This is a genomic window from Streptomyces sp. NPDC044003, assembly GCF_056435185.1.
On the sequence record NZ_JBWKFA010000007.1, the window covers coordinates 343,351 to 359,595 of the forward strand.

At 72.9% G+C, this 16,245-nt stretch carries 11 protein-coding genes and 2 pseudogenes; 2 read left to right on the forward strand and 11 right to left on the reverse strand.

Going from position 1 to position 16,245, the window contains the following annotated elements; translation table 11 throughout:
• Positions 1–294: 294 nt before the first annotated feature.
• A complete protein-coding gene (locus tag AC07AW_RS27680; protein WP_478818156.1) occupies positions 295–501 on the forward strand; it encodes a hypothetical protein in 207 nt (68 codons plus the stop codon).
• A 103-nt stretch (positions 502–604) separates the two neighbouring features.
• On the opposite strand, the gene AC07AW_RS27685 is transcribed toward AC07AW_RS27680, so the two are convergent.
• The 6 genes and pseudogenes from AC07AW_RS27685 to AC07AW_RS27710 all read right to left on the reverse strand — a co-directional run bounded on the left by AC07AW_RS27685 (position 605) and on the right by AC07AW_RS27710 (position 5,905).
• Positions 605–1,642 carry a golvesin C-terminal-like domain-containing protein gene (locus tag AC07AW_RS27685; RefSeq protein ID WP_478818157.1) on the reverse strand — a complete coding sequence of 346 codons (1,038 nt, stop codon included), beginning with the start codon at positions 1,640–1,642 and terminating at the stop codon, positions 605–607.
• 106 nt (positions 1,643–1,748) lie between these two features.
• Positions 1,749–1,937 (reverse strand): annotated as a pseudogene (locus tag AC07AW_RS27690) (M20/M25/M40 family metallo-hydrolase); the annotation flags it as partial.
• 120 nt (positions 1,938–2,057) lie between these two features.
• Positions 2,058–2,894: an alpha/beta hydrolase gene (locus tag AC07AW_RS27695; RefSeq protein WP_478818158.1), complete on the reverse strand. Its 837-nt coding sequence runs from the start codon at positions 2,892–2,894 to the stop codon at positions 2,058–2,060.
• A gap of 230 nt (positions 2,895–3,124) precedes the next feature.
• Complete coding sequence (locus AC07AW_RS27700; RefSeq protein WP_478818159.1) at positions 3,125–4,015, reverse strand: AraC family transcriptional regulator; 891 nt, start codon at positions 4,013–4,015, stop codon at positions 3,125–3,127.
• 162 nt (positions 4,016–4,177) lie between these two features.
• Positions 4,178–4,760: pseudogene (locus AC07AW_RS27705) on the reverse strand (VTT domain-containing protein); the annotation flags it as partial.
• Positions 4,761–4,777: 17 nt separating this feature from the next.
• The gene (locus AC07AW_RS27710) at positions 4,778–5,905 is read right to left on the reverse strand and encodes a cytochrome D1 domain-containing protein (RefSeq protein WP_478818160.1); all 1,128 of its coding nucleotides are present in this window, start codon (positions 5,903–5,905) and stop codon (positions 4,778–4,780) included.
• Between the two features lie 299 nt (positions 5,906–6,204).
• On the opposite strand from AC07AW_RS27710, the gene AC07AW_RS27715 reads away from it, so the two are divergent.
• Complete coding sequence (locus tag AC07AW_RS27715) at positions 6,205–7,989, forward strand: purple acid phosphatase family protein (protein WP_478818161.1); 1,785 nt, start codon at positions 6,205–6,207, stop codon at positions 7,987–7,989.
• Here the strand turns inward: AC07AW_RS27715 and AC07AW_RS27720 are convergent.
• Genes AC07AW_RS27720 through AC07AW_RS27740 form a run of 5 tightly spaced genes read right to left on the reverse strand, consistent with a single transcriptional unit; the run spans position 7,931 to position 16,068 of the window.
• On the reverse strand, positions 7,931–9,148 hold the full coding sequence (locus AC07AW_RS27720; protein ID WP_478818162.1) for an endo-1,3-alpha-glucanase family glycosylhydrolase: 1,218 nt from the start codon (positions 9,146–9,148) through the stop codon (positions 7,931–7,933). The two genes, AC07AW_RS27715 and AC07AW_RS27720, sit on opposite strands and share 59 nt — an antisense overlap.
• Positions 9,145–10,332: a hypothetical protein gene (locus AC07AW_RS27725; protein ID WP_478818163.1), complete on the reverse strand. Its 1,188-nt coding sequence runs from the start codon at positions 10,330–10,332 to the stop codon at positions 9,145–9,147. The genes AC07AW_RS27720 and AC07AW_RS27725 overlap by 4 nt, the downstream gene beginning before the upstream one ends.
• Positions 10,329–11,777, reverse strand: a complete 1,449-nt coding sequence (locus AC07AW_RS27730; protein WP_478818164.1) for an alkaline phosphatase family protein — start codon at positions 11,775–11,777, stop codon at positions 10,329–10,331. The genes AC07AW_RS27725 and AC07AW_RS27730 overlap by 4 nt, the downstream gene beginning before the upstream one ends.
• Positions 11,774–13,450 (reverse strand): ArnT family glycosyltransferase, encoded by a 1,677-nt coding sequence (locus AC07AW_RS27735; RefSeq protein WP_478818165.1) that lies wholly within the window; start codon positions 13,448–13,450, stop codon positions 11,774–11,776. Before AC07AW_RS27735 ends, AC07AW_RS27730 begins: the two co-directional genes overlap by 4 nt.
• Positions 13,447–16,068, reverse strand: coding sequence for a glycosyltransferase (locus AC07AW_RS27740; RefSeq protein WP_478818166.1), 2,622 nt, complete (start codon positions 16,066–16,068; stop codon positions 13,447–13,449). The genes AC07AW_RS27735 and AC07AW_RS27740 overlap by 4 nt, the downstream gene beginning before the upstream one ends.
• Positions 16,069–16,245: the final 177 nt, after the last annotated feature.

The following is a 16,245-nucleotide window of genomic DNA, read 5'->3' on the forward strand; positions in this document are numbered from 1 at the left end:
GCGGGACGGCGCCCTCCGGATCGAAGGCCATCGTGAGGTGCTGCCCCGGGCGGGCGTCGGCCACAGGCGCGCCACGCTTCGGTCAGGACCGGGGTGCCGTCGAGGAGCCGCACCGAGCAGGAGTTCTTGACGTAGTCACGCCCCTCGTAGCGGTGGACGTGGACTTCGGTCACCACGACCGTACGGCTCACGCCGCGCCCCGCGAGGACGGCCTCCGCGGCGCGACCCGGTATCCACCAGGCGAGGAACCCGCCGAGCAGGGCGACCGCCACCACCAGGGCACGTCCCGCGTTCGTGGCGAAGAGATACCCGGCGGAGGCCAGGGCCGCCACGACGCCGACGACCGACCCGGTCGCCGGGAAGCCCGTGGACGCCCCCGTCACCGCGGCTCCCGCGATCACGCCGGCGGTCACCAGCCCCACGACGACACCCTCCGTCACCAGCCGGGCGGGCGGCCGTCCGGAGAAGTTCGCCGGGCCCCACAGGAATGCCCCGTCGTAGGACATGGTGCTCCATTCGTCGTTCGGACCTTGGGGGAGGGGAGCCGCCCGGGGTGCGGGCGCCGGCCGTGCCCGTACCCGCACCCCGGGCGGCTGGAACCATGTCACCATCCGCTCTCCCCGCAGACGGTGGTGAAGCTGGTGCCTCCGCCGACGTCCCATCCGGTCACCAAGGCGACGCCGCCGCCGGCGGTGTACACGGGATCACCGTCGCTGTTGACGACCCACGGGTTGCTGAAGTCCGTGGGGAACGACCACTCGTCCTCGGAGTCGACCGCCCGGCCGTACAGCCCGTGGACGCCGAGCAGCGGGCCGACCGACGCATCGGCGCCGACGCCGGAACCGGCGAGCTGGTTGAAGCTGTCCGCGTTGCTCCGGACGATGTCGAGGCTTGCGGAGGCTCCGCTGCCGACGGACGGACCGTGGCTCTCGGTGAAGCCGATGTCGTAGTCGCCGTTGCCGGTCTGGACGACCATGAAGCAGCCCTGCTCCGCGTAGCCCGTGAACATCGCGCCGCCGATTCCGGCGCAGATGCCCGTGCTGCCACCGTCGCGGCCGCGCGCGGCACCGCTCTGCGTGAAGGAGTACGAGCCGAGCGGTACCCAGGTGCCGTCACCGGTGGTCTGGTCGACCACCTTGTCCGTGGTGCCGCCGGCGTGGCTGACCGTGTACTTCGCGGTCGTGGCCGCGCCGGTGACCTTCGGGTACTTCACGTACGCGCTGTACGTGCCGTCCTTCGGGATGTTCAGCGTCCAGGTGAAGGCGTCCGTGCCGGTGCCGGCAGCGTGGACCTGGTGGTCGTAGCCGTGCTGCCCGGTGGCGACGGCCTTCGTCCACGTGCCGGTCGCGGCGGTGTTCTGCGTGTCGGAGTTGTCGACGAGCACCACCGCGCTGCCGACGGGCACGCCGTTGTCCGACCGGGACTTCAGCTTGCCGTCGGGGAAGTACGACCACGTCATCGTACGGTTCGAGGAACCGCCCGCCGAGGTCAGCGTGCGCGCCGTCTGCTTGCCCAGCTCGTCGTAGTCGTAGCTGGTGACGATGGCCCACGGGTCGGTGGACGACTCGACCCACCCGTTGTCGAAGTACGTGTAGATGGTGTCGTTGCGGACGGCCTGGCCCTCGGAAGGAGGCGCCGACACGGGTCGTCGCACGCCCCTTCGGCGACCATCTGCTTCGCGCCGGACTTCTTCCGGCCGGTGCGCCCTCCTCGGCCGGCTGGAAGACGAACAGCACCGAGCCGGGCAGCTGCTCGCGGACGCCGGCCAGGACCGTGGCGGCGCCCAGCAGCATGGCGGTGTGCCCGTCGTGGCCGCAGACGTGCGCGACGGGGAACGGGCCGCCGGGATGGTCCTGGTCCACGACAGTGGACGCGAAGCTCTCGCCGCTGTCCTCCTTGACCGGCAGCGCGTCGATGTCGGCGCGCAGCGCGACCACGCGCTCGCCGGGCCGGACCCGGCCGCCGCGCCACCGCCGCTGATGGTGCAGCCGGGTGGCGGCCGAGCCCGGCCGGGACCGAGGGGCGATGCCTTCAGGGGCGGCGGGGGTTAGTGGTGGTCAGTGCTGGTCGAGGTCGCCGGCGGTGGGCGCGAGCGCCCAGTCGAGGGCCAGGTCGGCGACGGCTTCCCAGCCCGCCTCGCCGCAGGTGTAGTGGCTGCGGCCGTCGAAGAGCTTGTACGCGGTGATCGCCTTGGAGCGCTTGGCGTTCTTCTCGTAGTTCTCGTGCTGGACGGAAGGGGGCAGGATGTTGTCGTTGCCGCCGGAGATGAACAGCAGGGGCGCGCGGTCGTCGTTGGCGAAGTCGACGGTCGTCGTCGCGTTCGGGGTGAAGTTCGCGAATCCGCCCTGGAAGAGGATGCGGCCCGAGACGGGGACGGAGTAGCGGTCGTAGACGGCCTTCGACTCCTCCACGGTGAGGTTGTTCGTGAAGGCGTAGTGGAATTCCTTCTCGGTGATCGGCACCGCGCGGCTCTTGTTGGCCGGGTTGTGCAGGACCGGGAAGGTCGCCTTGATCTCGCTGAAGGGCAGCGCCTTCACGCCCTTCACGGCCGCACCGTCGATGGACACGCCGGCCGAGCCGTAACCGGCGTCGAGGAGGAGCTGGACGAAGGCGCCGCCGAACGAGTGCCCCATGATGACCGGCTTCGTGTCGAGCCCGCCGATGACGTGCTTGAGGTGGTCGAAGACCTCGGTCACCCCCAGGCCCGCAAGCGGGGACGGGTCGTCGCGGAGCGCCTGGACTCCGGCGGTGCCGGGCTGGATGCCGGGGTAGCCGGGGGTGATCACCTTGAGCCCGCGCTGCTCGTAGCGGGAGACCCAGTTCTCCCACGACAGCGGGGTCATCCAGAGGCCGTGGATGAGGACGACGGTGTCCGTGGCCGCTTCTCGTTCCATGAGTCTCACCCTGTTCTCCGGCCGGGGGCGGTGCCCGCTGTCGGCCGGCTCGTCTTTCGGCCGCGTGCTCCGACGCCGTGGCCCGTCGGCATTCCGCCGACACGGAAAACGCTATTCCGGTGGTGAGGGGAGCGGAATGATCGACTCGCTTCCTTTCTTTGCCCAAACGCTCGGCGCGACGGAGAGCGGTGGCCGACACGGTGCCGCGGGCCCGTCGTCCAGGCTGGGCACTATCCGTTCCGGTCGGCGCGCCAGGAACGGGGGGGGGCCGTGCCGTACTCGCGGGCGAAGGCGCGGGAGAACGCCGCCTCGGATTCGTATCCCAGGGCCTTGCCGATCGCCCCCACGGCTTCCGTGGTGGTCGCGATCCGGTCGGCCGCGCGTGCCAGGCGCAGCCGCGCCAGATAGCGGGCGGGAGGGTCTCCGGCCAACCGGGTGAAACGTGCCGCGAACGCGGCCCGGGACAGCGAGGCGAGGCCGGCCAGCTCCTCCACCGTCCAGGGCTGCTCGGGGTGGCGGTGGATGGCCCAGAGGGCGGGCCCGAGGGACCGGTCGAGCGCCGCGGTCAGCCATCCCGGGCTGCCGCCGGCGCCGTCGGTGTCGGACCAGGCCCTCAGCGCCTTGATGAACAGCAGGTCCAGGAGTCTGGACGCCATGGCCCGTGACCCGGCGCTCGGGTCGGCGATCTCGGCGGCGAGCAGACCGGCGCTGAGGGGCAGCCACTCCAGGCCGGGGTCGGCGCCCCGCAGCACGATCACCCGGGGCAGCGACGCCAGCAGCGGGGAGGCCGCGTTCTCCTCGACGAGGAAGCGGCCGCTCATCCAGGAGGCGTCCCCCTCGACCGCCCTCAACCGGTGCGCGGTGCCGGTCGCCAGCAAGGCCATGTCCCCCTGTCCGAGCCGCAGTCGGGTCCCTGTCTCCTCCTCGACGACCAGCTCGACCGGACCCTCCTCCACGAGGTGGAGCGCCCGCTCTCCCGGTGCGTGACGCACACCGGTCCCGCCGGCCGCCCGGACCGTGGTCAGCGCCTCGCCGCGCAGGTGGATCATGTCGAGTACGTCGGACAGCGCGTCGACGGACGCGTCGAGCGGGGCGGCCTGGGGCCCGACCGGATCACTCATGCTCGTGTGGCCTTACCTGTCGTGTGTGCTTCCGCCCCTCTCTATCAGGGAACTCACGCCTCTGGTCGGGGAACCCACGTCAGCGGTCGCGGGGAGACGACGGTGAGGTGTCCGTGGGGGTTTCCTTCGCCTTTCGGCGGCTCTTGACGACACCGAGGGCCACCGGGATCAGCGAGACCAGGACGATCGCGATGAGGATGATCTCGACGTGGGCCTTGATGAAGCCGATCCGGCCGAGCCAGTAGCCGGCGAGCGTGACGCCCGCGCCCCAGCTGACGGCGCCGATCACGTTGTACGTGAGGAACGTGCGGTACCTCATGCGCCCGGCACCCGCCACGATCGGCGCGAACGTGCGCACGATCGGCACGAAGCGGGCCAGGACGATCGCCTTGGGCCCGTACTTCTCGAGGAACTCGTGCGCCTTGTCCAGGTTCTCCCGTTTGAAGAACCTGGAGTCCGGCCGCTTGAAGAGCCGGGGCCCGAGGAACGTGCCGATCGCGTAGCCCACCTGGTCGCCGAGCACGGCCGCCACCACCAGGAGGACGATCACCAGCCACAGCGGCTGGTGGATGTACCGGCCGTCGGCCACGAGCAGGCCGGCGGTGAACAGCAGCGAGTCGCCCGGGAGGAAGGCGAAGAGCCCCGACTCGGCGAAGACGATGACCAGGATCCCGATCAGGCCGAAGGTGGAGATCCAGTAGTCGGGCGACCACCAGTCGGAGACCCCGGCAGCGAGGGTCGTCATGGGCACGGCGCGGGCGCTCAGCGCTTGCCGGACTGCTTCTCGCCCGTCTTCCAGTGCACGCGCCGTCCGGTACCGGCTCGCGGAGCCACCGGCTCCGGCTCGGCCTCGACGGCCACGCTCATCGGACCGGAGCCGACCGTCGTGCTGCCCATGACCCGGTCGGTCTCGGTGTCGACGAAGACCGCGGACCGCGAGCCGAGCCCGGTCGCGACGTACATCTGCCGCCCCTCGTAGCCGAGGGCGAGGCCCTCCGCGCCGCCGGGGACACGGAAGCTGCGCGCGACGGTGCCGACCTCGGTGTCGATGACCGACACCTCCTCGTTCCCGAAGCCGGCGCTCACGTACACCTCCGTCCCGTCGGGCGCCACCGCCAGCGACTCCGCGCCGGCCTCGACCGGCACGGCGTCGAGGACGGTGGCCGCGCGGGTGTCGAGGACGGACACGTACTCGGTGCCGTTGCCCGTGCTGACGTACGCCAGGGTGCCGTCCGGGCTGACGGCCACGTCGTAGGCGGCGGTTCCGGTGCCCAGCTCCACGGTCGCCACGACCCGGCCGCGTTCGGCGTCGATCACCGACACGCTGCCGGACAGCAGGTTGGCGACGTAGACACGACTCCCGTCGGGGGAGATCGCCAGGCCCTGCGGGAACGTGCCGACCCGCACCGTGCGCACGACCCGGTTCCGGCTGGTGTCGATGACGGACACGGTGCCGGAGTCGGCGTTGGTGACGTAGGCGCGTCGGCCGTCCCGGCTGACGGCGACCCCTTCGGGCCGGTTGCCGACCCGGATGGTGCCGACGACCCTCGCCCGGTTCGTGTCGAGGACGGTGACGGTGCGCGAGTCGTGGCCGCCGGTGACATAGGCGCGGTGCATCCGCCGGGAGACGCCCACGTCGGCCGCGCCGGACGGCACGGACACCGTGTGGGTGACGGTCCGTGTGTCGGTGTCGAGGAACGACACCGTCCTGGCGGTGGAGTTGGCGACATAGGCACGGTCGGACGCGTCGTCCTGCTGCCGCGGCGCCGGCGCCGCGGCACCGGCGGGCGCGGCCGCCGTCGAGGCGGCGACGGCCGCCGCCGCCAGGATCGCGCGCAGCCGGCCGACGGACCGACGGCGGGTGGCGTCCTGCGAATCGCGTGCCGGCACGGGGGGCCTCCAAGGGAGCGGCGGATCGGGCAACCCCAGGCAAGGGGCGCGGGGGCATGGGCCCTGTCCCTTCTTCCCGTACCGGGAGGCGAGCGAGCCCGAAGGACACGCCTTGTCGCCCGACCGGCCGACACCACGCGCCCCGAACGAGTGAATGCGACGGCCCGGTGACCGCGGTCCGGCCGCGTTGGCCCGCCCCGGCCCCCGGCCGCGCCTACGTTCCCGACGGTGCCTCCGTCCCCACCGTCTCCTGGCCGACGCCTCCGACCGGCCGCGGCGGAGGCTGAAAGGACCAGTGAATGCCTGTGTTCGCATCCGTCGGACGCCGACGCCGAGGCCTCCACCTCGCCGGCGCCGCCGTGGCGCTCGGTGCACTGTCGGCGGCCCTCGGCACCGCGCCCGCCCACGCCGACCTGCCCGGCGCCTCCCCGGTCCTCACCCGGGCCCCCTACCTGACGGATCTCACGCCCAGCTCCGTCCGGGTGACCTGGGCGACCAGCACCCGCAGCCGGCAGACCGTGAAGTACGGCCCGCTCGGCAACTGCACGGCCAACTCGGTCACCTCCGCCACCCTCGGCACCACCATGACCGTCAACGGGGTCACCGAGTACAGCAACTCGGTGACCGTGCCGAACCTCAGCCCCGACACCCCGTACTGCTACCGGGTCTTCACCGGCGACGCCACCCCGATCGACCTCCTCGGCACCAACTCCTCGCCCGCGTTCACCACGATGGTGCCGGACGGCTCGCCGGCCCCCTTCACGTTCGCGGTGCTCGGCGACTGGGGCGACACCACCAGCAACGGCGTCAACAGCGGGGCCCTCAACCAGGACCAGGCCAACGTCATGTCCCGGCTGGCCGCCGGCGGCGCCCGCTTCGCGCTCTCCACCGGCGACGTCGCGTACCCCAGCGGCAGCCCGACCAACTACGGCGACCTCCAGCAGACCGGCGTCAACATCAGCGGCGTCTTCGCGCCCGAGTACTACGCCGTGCCCGGCCAGACCCTGCCGATGTTCTCCACCAACGGCAACCACGGCCGCACCGCCACGCTCCTGTCGACCTGGCCGCAGCCCGCCGTCACCGCGGCCTCGAACGGCGTCTACGCGCAGGTGAGCTACCCGTCGTTCTTCGGCAGCACCCCGGCGACCTACCCGACGACGTACTACGCCTTCAGCAGCGGCGGAGTCCGCTTCTACGTGCTCGACGCGTCCTGGAGCGACAGCAACGTCGGCAACGCCGACGGCGACAACTGCGAGGGCACCACGCACTGCGACGTCTACCAGGTGGACGCCGCCGCCCACTGGACGCCCACCTCGGCCGAGTACCAGTGGCTCCAGCAGGACCTGGCCGCGCACCCGGGCGGCGTCAAGGTGGCCGCGTTCCACTTCCCGCTGCGCTCCGACGACCCGACGGAGCCGGACGACGAGTACCTGAAGAACAACCCGGGCAGCACCGACACCCTGGAGCAGCTGCTCCACGACAACGGCGTGAACCTGGTCTTCAACGGCCACTCGCACATCTACCAGCGCAACGTCGCCCCGCCCGGCGGCGTCCCGAGCTATGTGACCGGCGGCGCCGGGGCCAAGCTCAGCTCGGTCGGCGGCCACGGCTGCGACCCGACGGACGCGTACGCCCTCGGCTGGTCCTACAGCTCCAACGTGGGCAAGCGCTGCCCCTCCTCGGTGCCGATCCCCGCGTCCGACGCCCATGTGCACCACTTCCTGCTCGTGTCGGTCCTCGGCTCGACGCTGACGGTGACCCCGACGGACTCCCTCGGCAACTCGTTCGACGCGCTGTCCTACGACTTCTCCGCCGACGGTACGGCGCCGTCCGCGCCCTCCTCCCTGACGGTCACCCGCACCGCCTCCACCACCATGAAGCTGACGTGGGGCGCGGCCACCGACAACACGCAGCTCGCGACGTACGACGTGTACCGCGACGGCACGTACATGGCGACGGTCCCCGCGACGGTGCTCACCTTCAGCGACAAGACGGCCGTGTGCCCGGCCACGTACACCTACGAGGTCAGGGCTCGTGATCTGGCCGGGAACACCGCGGCGACGTCGACGCCGGTGACCTGCTGACGTTCCGCCCCGGGTCCGTCCCCTGCCCGGCGGCAGGGGCGGGCCCGGACCGTGCGGCGCGCAGCCGGCGCACCGCGAGCGGGGTGACGAGCAGCAGGGGCACGGCCACGCCGACGAGCGCCCAGTAGCCACGGGTGGGGTCCGGCCGGGCGACCGGCCGGACGGGGATGTTCCCGCTCTCCTCGTACGAGACGGTCGCGGGGACTCCGCGGAGGTCGCGCAGCACCTGCAGGAAGCGGTCGCCGTGGGCGCGGGAGGGCTCGACATGGGTGTTCTCGGAGAACTCGTTCCAGCTGATCAGCCCGATGGCGTCCGGTGCGGAGCGCAGTGCGGCGGCGTACTCGGCGGCCAGCGTGGCACCGTCGCGGCGGGGGACGGGCCTGGTGCCGCCGACGAGCTGCGCGTCGAAGCCGGGCGCGCAGGGGGCGAGCCAGATCTTGTGGTCGGCGTGCACGGCCCGTGCCATGTCCTGGAGCTTCTCGGCGTATCCGGGGGTGGTCTCGGGGTCGGCGGAGGACCAGTAGTAGGCGTCGCCGTCCGTGACGTCGGCGATCCGCCGGTAGCCGTCGACGTTCTTCTCGCTGGCCAGGACCCGCAGTTCGCCGCGGACGGCGGAGGTGACGCGGGCGACGTCGGCATGGGAGTAGCGCCAGGTGCCGCTCCACACAGTCAGCGGGCGGCCGTCGTCACGCAACATGGCGGGGCTGTCGGCGAAGTGGTCGCGGAAGTACCGGAAGTCGGCGGCGACCTGGGCGACCGGCAGCGGGCGGCGGTGGAAGTCCAGGCTCTGGTAGATCATGGCGAGCTTGAAGTTCCTGGCCTCGGCGGCGTCGACGAGCTTGCGCAGCCGCCGGTCGTTCACGGTGCCGTGCTTCCAGCCGACGATGAACCCGTCGATCCCGGCGGACCTGGCCTCGGCGATCTGGCGGTCGATCACCTGGGTGTCGTCGCTCGAGTACGGGCCCGCCAGCGGCAGGTCCGTCTTCGCCCGCTGCCAGGAGCCCTGGTTGAACCACTGGTAGTAGTAGGCGAGCAACGGCGGACGGGAGCCCTCGCCGGTCGGGGGAGCGACGGCGGGCCGGGAGCCCGCGGATGCGGCACTGAAGCCCGGCCAGCACAGGACGAGTGCGGCGAGGAGGGCCCAGAGCCGCCGCATCATCGGGCCGCCGCCCCGGGGCACGAGGTGGGGGGCGCCTTCTCCGCTCCCTCCGGCTGCTCCGGTTCTTCCTCCGGTGCGGGCTCACGCGGCTCGGCGGCTCTCCGCCCCGTACCCGTACCGGTGCCGGGGGCCGGGCCCGCGGCGGTGCGGCGGGTCCGGCGGATCAGCCGGATCGCGACCGGTATCCCGACAAGCAGCAGGCCGGCGCCGGCGAGGACGAGGACGTCGGTCCGGCTGACGACGGTCACGTCGGCCGTGACCGCCTGGGACAGCTGGATCTCGCGCGGGTTCGAGCTGCCGCCGGGGGCCTTGACCTCGACGGTGTACCGGCCGCGCGGCAGGTGCGCCAGGACGGCGGTGTGGTCCGCTCCGAGCGCGACGGTCGTGACGTGCCCGGCGGGGTCGGTGACGGTGGCCTTCTCGCCTGTGGCGGAGCCGAACAGCGCGTCGTGGGCGGTGACGGTCAGGTCGTGGAAGGCGCCGGTGAACGTGAGGTGCCGGTCCGGTCCGGGCCGGAAGCCCTGCCGTCCGGCGTCGGCGAGCTGGACGCCGTCGTAGACGAGGCTCCGCAGGGTGTAGTCGACCGGGACGGGCGTCAGGCTGCTGTTCCGGAAGACGGGCACGAGGCCGTCCAGCCAGGTCGTCCCGGACACGGACAGGTCGGTGATGCGCGCGTCGGAGCCCCTGACCTTCACCGTCGAGACCAGGGACGGGTCCAGGGGCGCGCCGTGCTGGTCGGTGAAGGCGACGGTCACCGGGTACTGCACGGTGAACCCGGCCGTGACGGTGTAGTCGGCGCGCAGCGGCAGCCCGTCGACGCGGCTCCGGAACGTCTGGTCCGGGTCGCGCTGTCCGGCCCAGCGGGTGAAGTGGTAGCGGGCGTCCGGGGTGTCGACGGAGGTGTCGAGGAGTTGCAGCGACTGGCGGTCCGCGGTGCGGGCGCCGGTGTACGAGGCGGTGCCGTCGGCTCCGGTGACGAGGGTCTGGCCGCCGAAGACCAGCCGGACGCCGGGCACCGCGGGAACCGTGCGGAAGGTGACGGTGACGGTCGAGGCGGCACGGTGCGGGCCGGTGGTGCCGGCGGAGGGCTGGGCGGCGGCGACCGGCCCGGTGAAGGCGAGGAGCAGCGCCGCGAGCACGGCGAGGAGGGCGACCGCGTGGCGGCGTGCGGTACGGCGGTTCACGGTCGGCTCCTTTCCGGCGCGCGGGACTGGGCCGACGGGCCGGACGGCACGGACCGCGCCGATGCGTCGGACCGCGCCGACTGCCCGGACCCCGGCGACGGGACCTGCGGAGCCGCCGCCGAGCGCCTGCGGGCGGCGAGCCGGGCGGTGCCGACGACGAGCAGTGCGGCCGCACCGAGGACGCCGCCGTAGACGGCGTACACGACGGTGGCGTTCACCGGCCGCACGACGGGGCGCGCGGAGGGGACGGCGAGCACCTCGGGCGGTCGCGGCGCGGCGGAGAAGTCGAAGGCGGCGGCGAGGCTGGCGGCGGTGGTGTCCCGCCCGCCGAGCGGTGCCAGGTTCCAGTTGTCCTCGATGAAGCGCAGCGCGGACGAGGAGTCGAGCACCCGGTGGTCGATGTGCCCGGCCGGCGCGTAGGCGCTGATCAGGACGGCCGGGACGCGCAGGCCGCGCGGGCCGTCGGCGGCGGCCGGCGGGGCCACGTGGTCGTACCAGCCGCCGGAGCCGTCGTGGCTCCACAGCAGCGCCGAGCTGTCCCAGTACGGGCTGAGGGCGAGCTGGGTGGCCAGCGAGCGGATGAGCTTCTGGCCGGGCGGGATGGCCCGCGCGGAGCGCTCGGAGGAGCCGGAGCTGGCGACGTACGCCACCGCCGGCAGGGTGCCGTTGTCGAGGTCGCGGTAGTACTGGTCCAGGTCCACGATGTGCGAGGCGAGGGCGGGGTCGTCGACGAAGCGGGCGTAGCCGAGCAGCGGGGCGCGTACCGGCTGGGTGGCGCCGGGCGCGTGGTAGTTCTCGGTGGGCCGGTAGTCCTCGACGTAGAACTTCCAGCTGACCCCCGCCTGCTGGAGCCGGTCGAAGATGGTGGGCCGGGTGCCCGTCGGCGACGGAGGGGCCGCCGAGACCCAGTAGGAGCGTTCGGTGGCGGTGCCGTAGGGGACGGCGGAGAAGAACTTGTCGAAGAGTACGTAGCGGTCGGCGGCGGCCCAGTCGAACGGCACGTCCCGGGCGTCGTAGTGGCCCATGACGGTCGTGCCGTCCCTGCCCTGCCGGGTGTACGCGGACACGAAGCCGTCCATGCGCCCGCCGTTGATCTGCTGGGCGATGATGCTGCGGCTCGGGGTGAGCGGGGCGGGGGCCTTGGCGTGCAGGGCGTAGGGCCGCACGCAGTCGGAGGCGGGGCCGCCGACGGTGCGCGGCTGGCAGGCTCCGGCGGGGATGCCGTCGGCTCCGGGGTAGGTGCCGAAGTAGTTGTCGAAGGTCCGGGGGCCCTGCATCACGTAGATGAAGTGCTGGACGGGGGTGGTCGCGCGATGTGCGGCGGCGGTGCCGGCGCCCGGGTCGGGGCCGGGGTCGCCGCCGGTCGCGGTCGCGGCCGTGGCGGGGCCGAGCAGCAGCGCCGCGCCGGCCAGCGCCGTCAGCAGACGGACGGTCAGCGGCTTCATGACACACGCACCTGGTAGATGACGATGACCGGAGTGGGCGTGGGGTCGGTGGAGGACGCGGGAACCCGTACGGCGGAGGTGTAGACGGCCTTGCCGTGGTACTTGTCGACCAGCTGCCGGATCTTCTCGCCGTAGAACGGGGCGCGCCGGGCGGTGTAGGAGTCCCAGACGACGTACTGGAACTCGCCGTCGCGCAGCGCACGGTCGGGGTTGGGCACCGGCGTGTACGAGGGGTTGCGGTAGAGCCGGTTGACGCTCACCGACAGCGCCGAGACGGGTTTGCCGCCGTAGAACTGGAGCACGTTCGCGACCGACGGGCCGCCGGCGAGGAGCCGTGCCCCGCCGGGTACGTGGTCGCGCACCCACTGGCCCGCCTCGCGGCCGCCCGCCAGGCCGCCGGAACCGGCGAGGAACGAGCCCGTCGGGGTGGCGGTGATGCGGGCCGCCGAGGGGAGGGCGAGGGAGAGCGCGACGGCGAGCGCGACGAGGACGGCACCGGCGGCCGACAGCCGGCGGGGCGACACCCGCAGCCGGCCGGCCCGCGGCCGGAGCCCGGCGAGGGCGCCGATCGTCCGGCCGGCGAGCACGGCGAGCGGCGGCGCGATCGGCAGCAGGTACGGGAAGCCCTTGACGGGCCACAGGGTGAAGAACAGCACGGGCGCGGCCATCCAGCACAGCAGCAGACCCTCGCGCCAGCCGTTGCGGTGACGCAGCCAGACCAGTCCGACCACGGCGGCCGCGAGGACGGCCCAGCCGAGGACCTGCGGCAGCGTCGTGGCGTAGAAGCCCATCGGGTGGTTGGCACGCCGGAACAGCTGCCACTGCAGGTAGTGCTGCCCGGTGGCGCTGCGGCCCGAGAGCCACATCGCGAGCGGGAAGGCGACGACGACGAGAGCGAGGAGGCCGGTGGCGAGGACGGCGTGCTGCCACCGTATGCGCACCGTGCGGCTGAGGACGAAGAAGACGTACAGGCCGCAGACGAGCACGAGCGCCGTCTCCTTGGAGAGTGCGGCGGCCCCGAGCGCCCCCGCGGCGCCGAGCAGCCAGGGGAGCCCGTCACGGTCCGCCTGCACGTACCGCACGACGCAGTAGAGCGCCACCGTCGCGCACAGCGTCATCAGCCCGTCGAGCAGCACCTGACGGGTCACCACCACGTGGTACGGCATGACGGCGAGCAGCAGCGCGGCGGCGAGCCCCGCGCCCCGGCCGTACAGCCTCCGGGCCAGCAGATACGTGACGCCGACGGTCACGACGCCGACGCAGGCGGCGACCGCGCGGGCCGTGTACTCGTCCGTGCCGCCGCGCAGGAAGAGCGACAGGAAGCCGGTGAACAGGACGGGGTGGGCGCGGAAGACGGGGAACACCGGCTGCATGGCCGGGTCGCCGGCCAGGGAGGCGGCGGTGCCGGTGTAGACGGCCTCGTCACTGTTGAGGCCGATCTGGGTGAGCTGCCAGAACCGCAGGAAGGCGGCCAGGGCGAGGATGGCGGTGAGCGGCAGGGCGCAGCGCACCATCCAGTCGGCGGTGGGACGCCGGCGCGGGCGGAGGGTGTCGCGGGCCCGGCGAGCCTGGGCGTGGGCCGTCCCCCGGGGGCCGCCGGCGGCGGTCCGCGCGGGAGTGTCGGCTTCGGGGGCGGCCGTCGCGTCCGAGGCGGAGTACGTGGGACGGCTCATGGTGTCCTCCCACCCGGGTCGTTCGTACGAGAGGCACCGGAGTCGGTCGGAACGGCCGTGTAGAGGGGCAGGGCACCGGACCGTACGGGCTGCGGCGCTGCGCCCTCGGGTGTCTCCGGCTCCCAGTGCGGCCACGGATGCCCGTCGGCCTCGAGGACCGGGCGGCCGTTGACGGGCGGCCGGTCCGCGGCGAGCAGCGTGGGAATCTCGTCGGCCCAGCCGAAGTGGTCGGAGGCCAGGACGCGGGTGCGTACGCCGGAGAGGAAGCCGGACAGGACGTCCCGCTCGCGGCTGCGCAGCCGGGCGTGGTCGAGCCCGTCGACGGTGATGGCGGGGGCGAAGTAGCGGAACGGCGGGAAGCCGTACGCGTCCTCGGTGTTGACGAGCAGCCGGCTCACGGTCTCGTCGTGGCCGAGCTCGCTCAGCCGGGGCTCACCGCGCTCGATGACGAACAGTTCGGTCACCTTGACCGCGCTGCTCAGCCGGCAGTCCACCAGCCGGTCGACGGCGTACTTCGGCGGCGGCACGAGGATCTGGGTGACGGCGTTGATGCCCATGATGGGCAGGTTGTGGCGGGCCAGGGTGAAGGCGAAGGAGCGGCCTTCCTTGGAGTGCAGGCGGCTCTGCCGCTGCAGCCGGCGCCATTCGTGGGGGGTCAGGTCGTCGGAGCGTACGGCGTGCAGGGTGTGCGCGCTGATGGTGAGCGGCTTGGGGAAGCACAGGGCGTTGCCGCCGGCGTCGACGACGGTCATGTCGTCGGACAGGAACCGCCCGTCGTGTTCGCTGAGGAGCCGCAGGACCGTGGACGTCTTGCCGGTGTCGGTGAGCGCCGAGAGCATCACGCCGGTGCCGCCGAGCTCGACGCACGCGGAGTGCAGGAGCATCCGGTCGCGCGAGACGAGCACGAAGCGCAGCAGCGCCTCCAGGACGTTCGTGTAGACCACGTGCGGGGAGCGGGCGAGCAGCGGGCTGACCAGGACGGCGATGGGGTCGCCGATGTCGACGCGGAAGTTGGCGCCGAACCGGCCGAGCTGCTCCTCGTACTGCACGGTGGTGGGCTGCGGTGCGCCGCGGCCGGGGATCTCGGTCATGACCGCGCGGTGGCGCGGGAAGCGGCGGCCCACGTCGCCGACGCGGACGGTGATGTCGCAGGAGCCGGGCGGCACCCACTGGGCGCGGAAGAACTCCAGCTCGGGCAGGCGTATCTGGGAGCCGATGGTGACGGTGCCGGCGATGTCGTAGCGGTAGGTCAGGTACCGGGGGCGCTTGGGGTGGGCCGGGGCGGCCTCGGGGGCCGCGGGCGGCGTGGGGGTGGGGGCGGGTCGCGGGGAGCCGGGGACGGTGGCGCCCGGGGCGACGAGCACGCGCACGGGGTCGCGGCGGGTTCCGTCGGCGCGGCGGCCGCGGTAGATGAGCAGGTCGCTGAAGAGGAACCGGGCCACGAAGAGCACCACGAGGCTGATGACGTTGGCGGTGAGCAGTCCGACCCCGGCGAGGACCAGCGCCTGGAGGAGCGGCAGGCGGCCGAGCAGCAGCAGGTTGTTCAGGGCGAGGAAGGCGATGCCCCGGCCGAGGGCTGCGCGTCTGCCGCCACCCCGGCCGCCGCGGTAGACCAGCGTCTCCAGGAGGGCCCAGTTCCACAGGGACGACACCTGGGTGGCGAGGGTGGCGCCGAGGAGCTGCTGGAGTCCCGCGACGGTGTGGAAGAACCAGAGGGCGGCGGTGTTGACGGCGATGCCGCTGAGGCCGACGAGTCCGAAGGCCAGGAACCGCGCGGTGGTGCCGAGGCCGGAGCGGTCGGCTGCCGAGTCGGGGCCGGTGTCGCCGTGGCGCCCCGCGCGGAGCTCGGGCCGGCGGAGCCGGGCCAGGTGCCGCAGGAACCGCAGTCCTTCGCGCAGCGAGGCCTTGGAGGTGCCGGCCGCGCGGGGCGCGAAGCGGTAGGCGACCTCGGCCACGCGGGCGCCCGGGTTTCTGACCAGCAGTTCGAGGAGCACCTTGAAGCCGAGGGGGCTGAGCCGGTCCGGGTCGATCGCGGCGGTACGGAAGGCGAAGAGCCCGCTCATGGGGTCGCTGACGCCAGCGAGTCGGATGGGGAAGACGGTCTTGGCGAGCAGCGTGCTGCCGCGGGAGACGAGTCGGCGGGCGGGGCCGTCGAGCCCGTCACCGGTCGATCCGGACCCGGCGTAGCGGGTGCCGACGACGATGTCGACGCCGTGTCCCAGGGCGGTGCGTGCGAGTGCGGCGGCGGCCTCCGGCGGGTGCTGGAGGTCGGCGTCCATGACGAGGGCCCACTCGCCCCGGGCGTGGCGTGCGCCGGCGAGGACCGCCCCCGCAAGGCCGCCCTCCCGGGCGCCCGCGTCGCGGTGGAGCATGCGGACCGGCAGCCGGCAGGCCGGGGCGTGCCGCGCGGCCGTCTCCGGGGTGTCGTCGTCGCTGTCGTCGACGAAGAGGATCTCGACGGGCAGCCCGTCGAAGGCTGGTTCCAGGGCGCTGAGCAGCAGCGGGACGGATTCGCGCTCGTTGCGCGTCGGGATGACGAGGGTCAGCCGGGGCCGGGAGCGAGGCTGCGGGTCGTTCAGCTCGGAGCACTCGGTGCGGGGGATGCGGTTGCCGTCCATGTCAGCGGCCTCCAGCGGAGGACGGTGCAGACGCGCTGTCGCTGTACGTCTACGTTTTAAACATACATATTGCGCCGCCCTGTCGCGCCTGTCAATAAATGTCCACTTATGGTGTAAATATATGCCTTCAAGGCGTTCGGATATAGTCGGTACCAGTCGCACTGCGACATCGAGCCG

What these genes read in the sequence shown, in the direction of transcription:
- AC07AW_RS27695 (WP_478818158.1), bottom strand. Translation starts at nt 2,894, where the DNA reads ATGGAACGAGAAGCGGCCACGGACACCGTCGTCCTCATCCACGGCCTC.
- AC07AW_RS27700 (WP_478818159.1), bottom strand. Translation starts at nt 4,015, where the DNA reads ATGAGTGATCCGGTCGGGCCCCAGGCCGCCCCGCTCGACGCGTCCGTC.
- AC07AW_RS27715 (WP_478818161.1), top strand. Translation starts at nt 6,205, where the DNA reads ATGCCTGTGTTCGCATCCGTCGGACGCCGACGCCGAGGCCTCCACCTC.
- AC07AW_RS27720 (WP_478818162.1), bottom strand. Translation starts at nt 9,148, where the DNA reads ATGATGCGGCGGCTCTGGGCCCTCCTCGCCGCACTCGTCCTGTGCTGG.
- AC07AW_RS27730 (WP_478818164.1), bottom strand. Translation starts at nt 11,777, where the DNA reads ATGAAGCCGCTGACCGTCCGTCTGCTGACGGCGCTGGCCGGCGCGGCG.
- AC07AW_RS27735 (WP_478818165.1), bottom strand. Translation starts at nt 13,450, where the DNA reads ATGAGCCGTCCCACGTACTCCGCCTCGGACGCGACGGCCGCCCCCGAA.
- AC07AW_RS27740 (WP_478818166.1), bottom strand. Translation starts at nt 16,068, where the DNA reads ATGGACGGCAACCGCATCCCCCGCACCGAGTGCTCCGAGCTGAACGAC.